Origin of the sequence: Streptomyces sp. SID1328, from assembly GCF_009865595.1 — a bacterium.
Lineage (GTDB): Bacteria > Actinomycetota > Actinomycetes > Streptomycetales > Streptomycetaceae > Streptomyces > Streptomyces griseoluteus.
The window spans coordinates 1-12767 of the sequence record NZ_WWKH01000277.1 but is presented as its reverse complement, the minus strand read 5'-3'; the positions used below and the strand labels follow the sequence as shown (position 1 = coordinate 12767).

Here is a 12767-nt window from a genome sequence, read left to right as displayed (position 1 = left end):
GGGCTCGCCGAACCAGCCGCGCAGTTCGGCGGCGATGGCGGCGGGGTCCTCCGGCGGGACGAGGATGCCGGGCACGCCGCCGTCGGGGGCGCGGCCGACCGCCTCGGGCAGCCCGCCCACGTCGGTGGCGATGACCGGGATGCCGCGCGCGAGGGCCTCGGTGACCGCCATGCCGTAGGTCTCGGCGTAGGAGGTGAGCACCATGAGGTCGGCGGCGGCGTAGCTGGCGTCGAGGTCGGCGCCGGTGCGGGGACCGGTCAGGTGCAGCCGGTCGGCGAGGCCGTACCGCTCGATCTGGGCGCGCAGCGTGGCGACGTACTCGGGGTCGGTGCCGAGGCCGCCGACCAGCGAGCAGGTCCAGGGCAGGTCCCGTACGGCCGCGAGGGCCTCGACCAGGCGGTGCTGGCCCTTGCGCGGGGTGACGGCGGCGACGCACACCAGGTGGGAGATGCCGTCGGTGCCGGGCGCCAGCGGCGCGATGTCGGCGCCGGGGGCGGCGAGGTGGACGCGGTCGGGAGCGAGGCCGTGGTGGGCGACCAGACGGCGTACGGCCCAGTCGCTGGTGGCGATGGTGGCGGGCACCGCGCGCAGCACCGCGCGTTCGCGGGCGTCGAGGTCGGCGGCCACGGCCGGGTCCAGGCCGGTCTCGTCGCCGAGCGGCAGGTGGACGAGGACGGCGATCCGGAGCCGTTCGGCCTCGGGGACGACGATCTCGGGCACTCCGCAGGCGACCAGGCCGTCCAGCAGGACCACGGTGTCGTCGGGCATCTGGGCGAGGGTGCGGGCGAGCGACTCGCGGGCGTCGGTGTCCGGGTCCGGCCAGGCACCGGGGGCGGCGTGCCGGACGACCTGCCAGCCGAAGCCGGGCAGGTCGAGGCAGACCCGGCGGTCGTAGGCGTTGCCGCCACTGGGCGCGGCCGGGTCGTCGACGCCGCCCGGCATGACGAAGTGCACGGTGCGCAGCGACATGGGGATGATCCCGAAGTTCTCGGTGTGCTCGGTCTTCTTGGTGGCGCGGGGCTGAGCGGGCACGTAGGCGAGACGGGCCCGGTCCACGGTCAGGTCGCTCACAGGCCACGCTCGTAACTCGCCCAGGCGATGTGGGACTCGTGCAGGGTCACCGAGAGCGCGGACAGGCCCTTCGCCCCCTCGCCGAGCGCCCCCTTGGCGATGCGCTCGGCGAGCCGGTCGGCGACGACCTTCGCCAGGAACTCGGTGGAGGTGTTGACCCCGGCGAACTCGGGGTCGTCGTCCAGGTTGCGGTAGTTCAACTCGGCGGTGATGGAGCCGAGTTCACGCGTGGCGAGGCCGATGTCGACCACGATGTTGTCCTCGTCCAACTGCTCACGGCGGAAGGTCGCGTCCACCAGGAACGTGGCGCCGTGCAAGCGCTGCGCGGGTCCGAACACGTCGCCGCGGAAGCTGTGGGCGATCATGATGTGATCGCGGACGGTGATGCTGAACAACGGACGACCCTCCAGGTGCGGCGCGTCTGGTCCCCCGGAGGTTCCCGTCCGGGGGTTGCGGGGTAATACGGTTCTTCGGTTCCCCGTGTTCAGCCCCCTCTCACTCTTTTCTCAGGTCAGGCCGGGTCGGGATAGCGGATGCGGTGGCACAGGGCGGGGATCTCACCGCTCGCCAGGCGGGGCATCAGCTCGGGGAGTTCACCGAAATCGCTCTCTCCGGTGATGAGCGCGTCCAGCGCCGGGTCGGCGAGCAGGTCCAGGGCGAGGGTCATCCGCTCGGCGTAACCCCGGCCGGGGCGGGCGGCCGGGGAGACCCTGCCGACCTGGCTGGCGCGGAGGGTGAGCCGGCGGGAGTGGAAGGCTTCCCCCAGCGGCAGGGTGACGCGCCGGTCGCCGTACCAGCTCAGCTCCACGACGGTGCCCTCGGGGGCGAGGAGTTCCAGGGCGCGGGTGAGGCCCTGTTCGGTGGCGCTGGCGTGGATGACGAGGTCACGCTCGCCGGTGGCCTCGCCGGGAGTGGCGAAGTCGACGCCGAGGGCCTTGGCGGTCTCGGCGCGTGCGGGATCGGCGTCGACGAGCTGGAGGCGGATGCCGGGGAAGCGGGCGAGCAGGGCGGCGACCGAGCAGCCGATCATGCCGCCGCCGACCACGCTGATCCGGTCCCCGATCTGCGGTGCCGCGTCCCACAGGGCGTTCACGGCGGTCTCCACGGTCCCGGCGAGCACGGCTCGCGCGGCGGGCACCCGGTCGGGCACGACGGTCACGGCGCTCACCGGAACGACGTAACGGCTCTGGTGCGGATGGAGGCAGAAGACCGTACGGCCGATCAGCTCATCGGGGCCCCGCTCGGCCACGCCGACGCTCAGATAGCCGTACTTCACCGGGGCCGGGAAGTCGCCCTCCTGGAACGGCGCCCGCATCACGTCGTGTTGGCTCTCCGGGACACCGCCGCGGAACACCAGGGTCTCGGTGCCGCGGCTGACCCCGGAGTAGAGAGCGCGCACCAGGACCTCGTCCGCACCGGGCTCCGGGAGGGTGACGTCGCGAAGCTCACCGTGGCCGGGTGAGCTGAGCCAGAACGCGCGGGCGGCGGGGTTCATCGGCATCCTCCTGAACGATCGGGAACTTGCTCACGTACCGAGAAGGGCACAGGCCGCGCACAGTACGCGGCCTTGATCGACTCTGTCACTCGGCCGGAGGATGCGCGGTGGCCCTGAACAACACGTATGACGCGAGGCTTCAGCAGGAGACGGCCGTGGGAGCGGGCGTACAGATCCTGCTGCTCGCCCTGCTCGGCCCGGCCATCGGCATGGGGGTGGCCGGCTGGCTGTCGGGGCTCGCCTTCGCGTTCGCCACCTGGGCGGTGCTCTCGCGCGCCCTGCACCGCTCCGCGCTGCGCTCCTTCGGCCCGGCGAACCGGGTCACCCTCGGCCGGGCCACCCTGGTCGGCGGGGTCACCGCGCTGGTCGCCGACTCCTTCCAGAGCGCCCCGCCGGTCACCCTCCTGGTCGGCCTCACGGCCGTCGCCCTCCTCCTGGACGGCCTCGACGGCAAGGTCGCCCGCCGCACCGGCACCTGCAGCGCGCTGGGCGCCCGCTTCGACATGGAGGTGGACGCGTTCCTCATCCTGGTCCTCAGCGTCTACGTCTCCACTCTTCTGGGCCCCTGGGTCCTCCTCATCGGCGCGATGCGCTACGCCTTCGTGGCCGCCGCCCACTTCGCCCCCTGGCTCAACGCCCCCCTGCCCCCGTCCTTCGCCCGCAAAACCGTCGCCGCCGTCCAGGGCATAGCCCTCCTGCTAGCCGGCTCCTCCCTCCTCCCCCACCCAGCCGAACTCGCCGTGGTCCTGCTGGCCCTGAGCTCCCTGGTGTGGTCCTTCGGCCGGGACGTGGCGTGGCTGTGGCGGCACGGCCGCGCGACGGAAGCCCGCCTCCAGGAGACCTCACACGCCCAGCCGACGGTGCTGGAGCTTGAGCTGGCGGTGCGTTGACCTCAGGCCACCCGCCCCACCCCCACATAGAACCCGCTCCGCTCCTGCTCCGGCGCCGGCCCCTCCTGGTACCACTCCGTCGCGAACACCAGGCCGGGATCGACCAGGTCGAGGCCGGCGAAGAACGGCTCCACCTCAGCTCGGGTGCGCATGCGGAGGGGGATCGTGCCCTTCTTGTAGGCGTCCTCCACCTGTTGGCGGAGCTCCGGGTGTTGGTCGGCGGTGCCGTGGGAGAGGACCAGGTAGCTGCCGGAGGGGAGGGCCGACAGGAGGGTGCGGGTCAGGGCGTAGGGGTTCTCGGTGTCGGGGAGGAAGTGCATCAGGGCGATGAGGGAGAGGGCTATGGGGCGGTCGAAGTTCAGGCGTTCTCGCGCGTGGGCGAGGATCGCTTCCGGGTGGCGTACGTCGGCGTGGATGTAGTCGGTCGCGCCCTCCGGGGTGCTGACCAGGAGTGCCTCCGCGTGCCGCAGCACGATGGGGTCGTTGTCGACGTAGACGACGCGGGACGCCGGGCGGATCGCCTGGACGATCTGGTGCAGGTTCGGCTCGGTGGGGATGCCGGTACCGATGTCGAGGAACTGGTCGATGCCCCGCGCCGCCAGCCATGCGGCGGCGCGGTGCATGAACTCCCGGTTGCGGGCGGCGCTGCGCCGGGACTGCTCGGGCAGCGTCTCGCCCACCTGCTGGTCGACCGGGTAGTTGTCCTTCCCGCCCAGCAGCCAGTCGTAGACGCGGGCGGGATGGGGCTTGCTGGTGTCGATGTGCACGGGACACTCCTCCATGCGCGGGGTCACGGAACCGGCCTGCGCCGGAAGAGTATCCGCCGCACGGCTACCGCTTCTGTTCCACGCGCACCCAGTCCACCTCCGCCTGCACTCCCCCGCCGGCGATCCGGTCCACGCTGGACTGCGGCAGCCCCCAGTACGGCGAGGTGACCTGGTTCCAGCCGGCCGGGTAGGCGCCACCCAGGGCCAGGTTCAGGATGACGTACTGGTTGTGGTCGAACACCCACTGCCCCCGCGTCGATTCCAGCTTGTTGCGGGTCGTCTCCTGGACGAGGCGGTCGTCGACGTAGAACCGCATCGCGGTCGGCGTCCACTCCACGGCGTAGGTGTGCCACTGGTCGGCGCGGCCGCCGTTCGGATAGGTCTGGCGGGCGCCGATGTTGCCGTCCGCCGAGTAACCGGGCCCGTGCAGCGCGGAGCTGGTCCAGTCGCCGTAGCCGATGTTCTCCATGATGTCGGTCTCGCCGGAGGCGGGCCAGGAGACGGACGGGTCGTCCACGTTGCTGCCCAGCAGCCAGAAGGCGGGCCAGAACCCGTCACCGACCGGCAGCTTCATCCGGGCGCTCACCTTGCCGTAGCTGAAGTCGAACTTGGTGTTGGTGTCGATGCGGCCGGAGGTGAAGTCGTAGGTGCCGCCGCCCGCCTTGGTGCAGCCCTTGCAGTACTTCGCGCGGAGGATCAGCTCGCCGTTCTCGGTGCGGATGTTGTCCGCCGAGTCGACGTACGCCTGGGACTCGCCGTTGACCGGCCCCATCTCGGAACCGGTGCGCACCACGCGCCACTTCGAGCGGTCGAGGGCCGTGCCGGTGAAGTCGTCGAAGAACGTCGTCTGGTAGGTGCCGGACTGTTCGCCGGGCAGCGCCGGGTAGGACGCCGAGGCGCTGCCGCCGGTGCCCCAGACCTGGAACTCGTAGAGGGAGTAGCCGAATTGCGCGGTGGAGGGCGCCGGGTTGTAGAAGGAGCGGCGCTCCTTGCCGAGCATGCGGACGTAGCGGCCGGTGGCCGGGGCGGGGAGGGTGACCGTGTCGTGCAGTCCGGCCGCGTCGCCGGGCGCCTGCACGTTGGCGCGGCGGGCGGAGACCTCGGCGGCGGACGGCTGGTACACGGTGCGCCAGGTGCGGTTGTCGTCGGAGACCTGGAGCAGGTAGTCGACGGCGTAGGCCGACTCCCAGTACAGGTCGACGGAGGAGATGGTGGAGGTCGCGCCGAGGTCGACGGAGACCCACCGGTCGGCGTTCCAGTCGCTGGACCAGCGGGTGCTGTCGCCCTTGAGGTTCGCGGGCCAGCCGCCGTCGGTGACGAACGCCGGTGAATTGCCCGCGTGCTGATAGAGATTGGAGTACGCGGGGTGGTTGAGCGCGAGGTTGGTGCGGGTGCTGGAGGCGGCCGCTGGCTCACCCCCGTAGACCTTGAACGAGTACAGCGAGTACCCGTACGGCGTGGCCCGTTCGAGGCCGCGCAGGCGGACGTAGCGGCCGGTCACCTCCTGCGGGTAGGTGTGCGCGGTGACGGAGCCGCCGGTGCCCGCGGTCTCGGTGTAGAACGGCGTCCAGTCGGTGCCGTTGCGGGAGACCTCCAGCACGTATCTCTTGCCGTACGCGGCCTCCCAGTCGAGGACCACGCGGTCGACGCGGATCGTGCTGCCGAGGTCGACGCGAATCCAGGCGTCGTCGGCGAAGTTGCTGGACCAGCGGGTGGTGCCGTTGCCGTCGAAGGCGAGCGCGGCGGCGGTGCCGGCGTTCTCGCTGCCGGAGGCGGTGACGGCGGCGGGGTTGGCGGCGTAGGAGCGCAGGACGGCGGCGCCGCCCCGGATGTTGGCGGCGGTGTCGGTGCGCAGTTCGCGGGCGGTGTCGCCGGTGAGCCGGGACGCCAGCTCCAGGGTGTGCTGGTCGGGGTTGCTGACCAGGTGCATCACGCCGTAGCCGCCCGCCTGGCTGGGCAGGCCGTGGTGGCCGTCGAGGTGGGTCTCGCTGTAGCCGAGGGCGATCAGGAGGTCGCGCGGGACGCCGTACTCGGCCGCGGCGCTGCTGAAGGCGTGGGCGACGGGGCCCTCGGCTCTCTCGGCGCGGGGCGCGGCACTGACGGGCTGTACGGCGGCGGCGATCACGGCCAGGGTGCCGAGGCCGGCGAGGGCCGCGCGGGCCAGGGGTATGCGGGGCATGGGGGTGTGTGGCCTTCCGGGTGGGGGCGGTTCCGGGTGGGGACGGGCGGAGGCCGGGGACCTCGTGCGGTCCCCGGCCCCAGGGCTGCGGCGGGTCAGATGGTGCCGCTCTCCCACCACCAGGAGCGGCCGAGGTCGGCGCGGCTGTCGACGTGCTGGTGGTCGACGTCGTACCGCTCCAGACCGGAGAAGCCGCAGGTCTCGGCCTTCTGGTAGACGGTGCGGTTGGCGACGCCGGGCACGTCGAGGTCGGCCGCGGTGCCGTAGAGGTGCATGCTGTCGCTGGCGCCGCCGATCTCGGCGTTGTGCGCGATGCTGCGGAAGCCGGAGTTGACGGTGATCGGCACGTTGCCGAGCTTCTTGCGCAGCGCCTCCAGCTTGTACATGGCCCGGCGGGCGTTCTCCTTGACGGCGGCCGCGCTCACCTTGCCACCGTTGAAGTTGCCGCTCGAACGGTCGTAGAACTCACTCCAGTTGAAGTGCGCGGTTGAACCGTCCGACTGCTCGAGGGCGTTGAGCTGCGCCTGGGTGGCGGGCCCGGCGCTGCCGTCGGCCGAGAGTCCGTACGCGGCCTGGAAGCGGCGCACCGCGGCGGCCGTGCCGGGACCGAAGTCGCCGTCGATGCTCACCCGCGACTGCGAGGCGGAGTCCGCAGCCCAGCCGGCCACCCGGATCTGCAGCTCGGTCACGTCGGCGCCGGTGGCGCCCTGGTTCATGGTCCGCGTCCAGTTGTACGCCTGCGCGCTGCCCGAGAGCAGGACGGGTCCGGCGAAGACGCCCGCGGTGGCGGCGAGGGTGCCGCGCAGGACGGTGCGGCGGTTCGGAGAGAAGGTCATGGTGAACTCCCTGGGGTCTGCGGTCAGATGCGTCTGCGGCCGGAAGGCGTCCGCGGTCAGAAGGCGAGCTGGAACGGGACGTTCTGGGCGTCGGTGTCGTAGGCGTGCACGCGGAGCTTGAAGCGGGTGCCGTCCTTGACGTCGGTGGCGACGGTCGCCCACTGGGGGCCGAACGTGGAGTAGGTGTTGTCGTGGTTGCACAGCGTGGTGTGGTCCACGAAGACGACGCAGGCGTCCAGGAAGCCGGTGGCCGAGCTGCTGAGCTTGATGTTGATGTCGGAGCAGCGCGAGGTGGTCGTGTAGGTGCCGTACTCGACCGCGGCGGTGGAGTAGTGGTAGGTGAGGGACTTGGCGCCGCCGTAGCAGGAGGTGGCGGCGGCGGCCTTCTCGGGCTGGGCGACGGCCGGGGCGGTGGCGCCGGCGGCGAGCAGCGCGGTGGTGGCGGCGAGGACGGCCGCGGTTCTCCGGGTGCGGGTCATGGTGGGTCCGATCACTTGAGGGGCCCTTGTCCGGGGGCCCTTACGGGTGTCAGAAGGCGATCTGGACGTGCGCGGAGGAGCCTTCGAGGTCGACGCCGAGGGGCACGGTGAACTTGCTGCCGTCCTTGACGTCGGTCGCGATGGTCTTCCAGCTCCGGCCGACCTTGGTCCAGTAGTTGCACTCGCCGACGCGGGTGAACTTCACGCAGGCCCAGACGAACTCGGCGTCACCGCCGACCATGCGGAGGTTGATGTCGGTGCAGCGGGACGTCGTGGTGTAGGGGCCGAACTCGACGGCGTCGCCGTAGCTGACGGTGACGGCACCGCCGTAGCAACTGGTGGCCGCCGAAGAGGCGCTGGCGGGGGCGGCCGACGCGGTGGCGGGCGCCGAGACGGCGAGGGCCGCGAGCAGGGCCGCCGCTGCGGCCGGGTGGGTGAGGATCTTCGCCATCGGGTTCCTTCGGTGTGCGGAAGGTACGGGTGGTGCCTCGGAGATCGGTGCGGCGGAGCGAGTTCATGCTCCGGTGTGCGCTTTCGGCTGTCATGCTCATTCGAACAGCGTCAAATAACGCCGGTGGAAAGGGTGTTGAGCTTGCTTCGCTTCCATTTCTCGGCGGAGGATCTGGCCAGGACACGGGTCGCCCCCGCTCCGCACGCCCTGTGGGAGATCGCCGCGAGCCTCCACCGTTTCCAGACACCGGCCGGCCGCTGGGCCTACGCGCACTGGTACCGCACGGCCCGCGAGCGGTTACGGGAGGCGGGACTGGAGAGCGCGGTACGGCAGTTCCTGCTCCCGCTGTATCCACGCGCGTCGTACTGGCCGGACTTCCTCACCCCGCTGGAGGGCACCGCCGGCCTGGAGGCGGGGCTGAAGGCGATCCTGTCGACACCCCCGGCCCGGGTGACGGCGGAACTGGCGGCGCTGGCGCGGATAAGACGCGTACCCCCGCACCTCGCCCGGCTGCCTGAGAAGGAGCCGCGCACCGAGCTGGTGAGCGTCCTGCGGGCCTACCACCGCGCGGTGATCGAGCCGCACGAGGAGTGGATGCACGAGGGCGTGCACACCGAGCGCGTCCGGCTGGCCCGGCACTCGCTCGACGGCGGCACCGAGGGCCTCCTGGGCGGCCTCGGCCCGGCGGTGCGCTGGCAGCACCCCCGGCTGGAGATCGGCACGTACCCGACGGAGCACGACATCCGCCTCCAGGGCCGGGGCCTGCTGCTGATCCCCTCCTACTTCTGCTGGAAGGGCCCGGTCTCCCTGGCCGACCCCGCCCTCCCCCCGGTCCTCGCCTACTCCCTCCACCACGAGCCGCCCCGCCCGACGGCAGGCTCACCCTCCCTGGAGATCCTCCTGGGCCGGGCGAGAGCAACTGTCCTCCGCGCGACCGCCGCCGGCGCCACCACCACCGAAGCCGCCCACCGCGCCGGCGTCACCCCCGCCACCGCCACCCACCACACCACCGCCCTGAGAGACGCCGGCCTCATCACCAGCCACCGCCACGGAAACTCCGTCATCCACACGCTGACCCTGCTGGGGGCGACGATGCTGAGCCGGAACGTGCGGGAGGGTGACGGGTGAAGCAGTGCCGGGCTGCCCGCGACTGGAGATCCCGGATCACCTCGGGAGCAGCCCCCAACGCATCCGAGGCGAGCCGGAGTTCATCCACCAGGGTTCGCCCGGTGTGCAGCGGTACATCGGAGTTGAACGCGACGGGAACTCCCGCCTCCAGGAAGGCGGGCAGCGGGTGAGCGGCCGGTCCCGGGACTGCCCCCAGGGCCACATTGGAGGTCAGGGAGACCTCCAGCAGGATTCCGTCCCGCGCCATCCGCCGCAGCAGGGCGGAGCCGGCGGCTGCCGACACCCCGTGGCCGATGCGCTGGGCACCCAGTACGTCGAGCGCCCGCCAGATGTGCTCCTCGGGACCGAACTCCCCTGCGTGGACGGTCCGTCCGAGCCCGGAGTCGGCCGCGGCGCGGAAGAGGGGCACGGCGGGCCGCACGTCGGTGTGCTGGATCTCGTCGCCCGCGAGGTCCACGCCTGTGAACACCGGTGGCAGTTCGGCGATCCGCTCGGTGACCATGGCGAGAAACGGTGCGGGGCTGTTCCGGTTGACGAGCAGGACGGCCCGCATTACCGGGTCGCGCAGGGGGGCCAGGCAGCCCTGGACGGTGTCGGTGAACTCCTGCCAGGTCATGCCGTCCCGCAGGAAGCGGCGCGGTGAGAGACGCAACTCGGCGTGAGCGACGCCCTGTTCACGCTGCTCGGTGTGGACGTCGGCGAGGAAGCGCCGAAGGTCCCGGACCGTGACCGGGACGGCGTCCGCCCGGTCCACCCGGTGCGCCTCGAAGAACTGGTGACGGTCGCCGAAGTTCCGCCCCGGCATGCCGAGTTCGCGCCTTTTGCGCTCCTCGGGTTCGAGGTGGAGGTGCAGATGGGGCAGCAACGGCGCGCGGCCGGCCGGAGCGGGGGACGGAATCACCCCGTCTTCCTCAGCCAGAATTTTACCCAGCGCTGCATGTCCTCGGAGGAATCCTGCTCCTCCTCGACCCAGGACCGCACGACCTCGAACCGCGCCCGCCGGGCGAGCGTGACCAGATCGTCGATACGGTAATAGAAGAAATGCCGGAGAAATACACTGTCCGCCCCTATGGGCAAAGAGGCGTGCCCCTCGCCTTCCTTGACCGAGATGTGCGCGACACCTCCGGGGCGGAGTACGCGATGGAATTCGGCCAGCGCCCTGAGTAATTGCGCCGGCGGCAGATGGAGAAGCACCGCCGAGCACCAGACGCTGCCCATCGACTCACCGGCCAGCGGCAGGGCTCGCACATCACCGCTCACCTTGCGGACCCCGGGGCGGGCCGGTGCCAGGTCGAGCAGGGGCAGGCAGGCGTCCAGGGCGATCACGTCCTTGCCCGCGTCCGCGAAGGCAGCCGCGTCGCGTCCGGCCCCCGAGCCCGCGTCGAGCAGGGGCCCCTCGTGCGAGCGGGCGAACGCGACGATGTCCTGCGGCATCGACGACCCGGCGGCGAAGCGCCGGGTCCGCTCCGCGTAACCGGCGGCCGCCGCCCCGTAGGCGAAGAGAGTCTCGCGCATCTGCTGCTCCTCGGGGGAATCCGCCGAGCCGCCCAGCCGCCGTGCCGTGTCGGCGCAGTGATCGAGAAAGGGGAAGGCCGCCCAGTCCCACAGGTGGGGCAGCTCCAGCGTTTCCGACCAGACGCGGCGCGCGAACTGCGAGGGGAGATCAGGATCGGCCAACAGGTACACCTCGTCACGTTTCCATGTGCAGAAATAATAGTTTTCCCCGCGCCGCGCGGTGTCAACGACATCGGCGAACTCGGAGCTTTTCCGACTTCCCGGCGCCACGAAGCGGGCAGAATGCGCAGCGTTGAGGAGCGGAAATATATGGAGGTGCGAATGTACGATGCAGGACCCGCCTCCGCTGTCGGTCGCACCGGAGGAGCCGTGCTCCACCAGGACGGTGGCGTGGCCGAGTTCCTTCTCGATCAGGGCGGCGTACTGCCACGCGACGGAGAGCGCCTCTGCCAGTTCCCCGACCGGCAGTTCGCCGAGGCTAGCGGTGTGCCGGTGCGGCACGATCAGCGCGTATCCCGGCAGCAGTGCGCCGAGCCCGGCCAGCACGTCGACCGCGCCGGTACGCCGGATCAGGCGCGAGAAGCCCCGGCGCCGCACGCGCAGGCCGCCCCGCGGCGCCCGCTCCGGAACGAAGCTTCCGGTGGCGTGCGCCCCGAACGCGCTGACCTCGTCGCACATCTCACAGGCTGCGCGCTCCCCGGCCGTTTGGAGGGCAAGTCCCGCCCGTGACCCGCGGCGCGTGCCGGCACTCACCCGCCCGCTCCCGCACGCGCGGCCCGCCGCTCCCAGATGACCTGGAAGACCATGAGCAGCACCGGGAAAATCAGGGCGGTGAGAAAGTCCTTCACCGAGAACCTGCCCGCGAGGAGCAGGGTCACGGGGACGCCGGTCGTCACGGCCGCGACGAGCCAGAGGGCGAGCACGACCCTGCGGCTTCTGATCCAGTCGAACAACGCGTTCTGGATCAGCAGCCGTCTCGTCAGGTCCTGGGCCACGTCCTCGCTCTGGACGATGGCACAGCCGGGGAAGAGCAGGGCCGCTTTGGCTCGGGGCGTGGAAAGAATGGCCGAGCGTGCCGAGGACAGAGCCGAGACGAAGGGCCACAGCGCCCACACCGACGGTCTCATGGGGCTGCGCGGCAGTTCCCAGTGGCCTCCTTCGAGCTGGGTGTCCATGATCGCGTTGACCGAGTCGAACACCTTCTGCTGCAAGGGGTCGACCACCCCGGTCGAGAGGATCGCGGAGAGGGCCAGCGGTCCGGCGAAATGGGGCAGGGAGTTCTGGAAGACGGCCTGGATGTCGCCGTCCGCGTAGGGGACGTCGTACTCCTCCACCGTTGTGCTGCGCTCGACGTGGATGCCCGGCTCGATCCGCTCCAGCAGCCACTCCGCGGTCTGGCGCATGGTGTTGGCGCTGAGCGCTCCGGGGGTCCGGGACAGGGCCAGCAGGGCGATGCTGGTGTGCAGCATCGTGGGCTCCGCGCCGGGGGTGGGACCCCAGGCGGGGGTTCGGGCGTTCTGCCCGTCGATGAGCCAGCGCTGCGCCCCGGCCAGCGAGTCCGCCCCCGCGCCGCTCTCCTGGAGCGCCAGCATGTTCAGCGCGGTGTGGAAGACGCGGGAGGGCTGCCCGAGATACGAGCCCCAGCCGAAGTCGACGTTCTGGTTGGCCCGGAGCCATTCCGCCCCGCGCGCCAGCGCCTCGCCGCCCAGCACCCCGGTGCCCGGCCTGCTGAGCGCGCGCACCACCCACGACGTGGCCTCCGCGATCGGGAAGCCGTTCGTCGTGCGGACCGACCAGCCCCCATTGGTGCTGTCGTCCGAGGCACGCTGCTGACTCAGCAGGTAGGCCACCACGTCCGGGGTAAGTGCCCGGCCGACGGCGGTGAACCTGTCCGTCGGGGTGCGCCGGGCCTTGGCTGCGTACCGGGACGCGCTGACCGCGACCGGCGATCCCACG

Annotated in this window: 13 protein-coding genes; 2 read left to right on the top strand and 11 right to left on the bottom strand. The window is 71.5% G+C overall.

What is annotated here, in order from left to right:
- From GT030_RS08420 to GT030_RS08410, 3 genes are all read right to left on the bottom strand, one after another.
- A partial coding sequence (locus GT030_RS08420; protein ID WP_161200550.1) for a glycosyltransferase family 4 protein occupies positions 1-1071 on the bottom strand: 1071 nt, incomplete at its 3' end.
- The gene (locus GT030_RS08415; protein WP_086689971.1) at positions 1068-1466 is read right to left on the bottom strand and encodes a 6-carboxytetrahydropterin synthase; all 399 of its coding nucleotides are present in this window, start codon (positions 1464-1466) and stop codon (positions 1068-1070) included. The genes GT030_RS08415 and GT030_RS08420, both read right to left, overlap by 4 nt.
- Positions 1467-1582: 116 nt before the next feature.
- Entirely contained in the window at positions 1583-2566 is a 984-nt protein-coding gene (locus tag GT030_RS08410) for a zinc-binding alcohol dehydrogenase (protein ID WP_161200549.1), read from the bottom strand.
- A gap of 107 nt (positions 2567-2673) precedes the next feature.
- On the opposite strand from GT030_RS08410, the gene GT030_RS08405 reads away from it, so the two are divergent.
- Entirely contained in the window at positions 2674-3456 is a 783-nt protein-coding gene (locus GT030_RS08405; protein WP_161200548.1) for a CDP-alcohol phosphatidyltransferase family protein, read from the top strand.
- A 2-nt stretch (positions 3457-3458) separates the two neighbouring features.
- Here GT030_RS08405 and GT030_RS08400 read toward each other — a convergent pair whose 3' ends face one another.
- The 5 genes from GT030_RS08400 to GT030_RS08380 form a co-directional block, all read right to left on the bottom strand.
- Positions 3459-4238, bottom strand: coding sequence for an SAM-dependent methyltransferase (locus GT030_RS08400; RefSeq protein WP_161200552.1), 780 nt, complete (start codon positions 4236-4238; stop codon positions 3459-3461).
- Positions 4239-4287: 49 nt separating this feature from the next.
- A complete protein-coding gene (locus GT030_RS08395) occupies positions 4288-6402 on the bottom strand; it encodes a discoidin domain-containing protein (protein WP_237522267.1) in 2115 nt (704 codons plus the stop codon).
- Between the two features lie 95 nt (positions 6403-6497).
- On the bottom strand, positions 6498-7238 hold the full coding sequence (locus GT030_RS08390; RefSeq protein ID WP_161200547.1) for a D-Ala-D-Ala carboxypeptidase family metallohydrolase: 741 nt from the start codon (positions 7236-7238) through the stop codon (positions 6498-6500).
- A gap of 56 nt (positions 7239-7294) precedes the next feature.
- Positions 7295-7732 (bottom strand): hypothetical protein, encoded by a 438-nt coding sequence (locus tag GT030_RS08385; RefSeq protein WP_346009593.1) that lies wholly within the window; start codon positions 7730-7732, stop codon positions 7295-7297.
- 34 nt (positions 7733-7766) lie between these two features.
- Entirely contained in the window at positions 7767-8168 is a 402-nt protein-coding gene (locus GT030_RS08380; protein ID WP_161200546.1) for a hypothetical protein, read from the bottom strand.
- 141 nt (positions 8169-8309) lie between these two features.
- On the opposite strand from GT030_RS08380, the gene GT030_RS08375 reads away from it, so the two are divergent.
- Positions 8310-9296 (top strand): helix-turn-helix domain-containing protein, encoded by a 987-nt coding sequence (locus GT030_RS08375; RefSeq protein ID WP_161200545.1) that lies wholly within the window; start codon positions 8310-8312, stop codon positions 9294-9296.
- Here GT030_RS08375 and GT030_RS08370 read toward each other — a convergent pair.
- From GT030_RS08370 to GT030_RS35535, 3 genes are all read right to left on the bottom strand, one after another.
- On the bottom strand, positions 9229-10197 hold the full coding sequence (locus GT030_RS08370) for a hypothetical protein (RefSeq protein WP_161200544.1): 969 nt from the start codon (positions 10195-10197) through the stop codon (positions 9229-9231). The two genes, GT030_RS08375 and GT030_RS08370, sit on opposite strands and share 68 nt — an antisense overlap.
- A complete protein-coding gene (locus tag GT030_RS08365; RefSeq protein WP_161200543.1) occupies positions 10194-11489 on the bottom strand; it encodes a methyltransferase domain-containing protein in 1296 nt (431 codons plus the stop codon). Before GT030_RS08365 ends, GT030_RS08370 begins: the two co-directional genes overlap by 4 nt.
- 71 nt (positions 11490-11560) lie before the next feature.
- Positions 11561-12403, bottom strand: coding sequence for a hypothetical protein (locus tag GT030_RS35535; protein ID WP_237522268.1), 843 nt, complete (start codon positions 12401-12403; stop codon positions 11561-11563).
- Positions 12404-12767 lie beyond the last annotated feature (364 nt).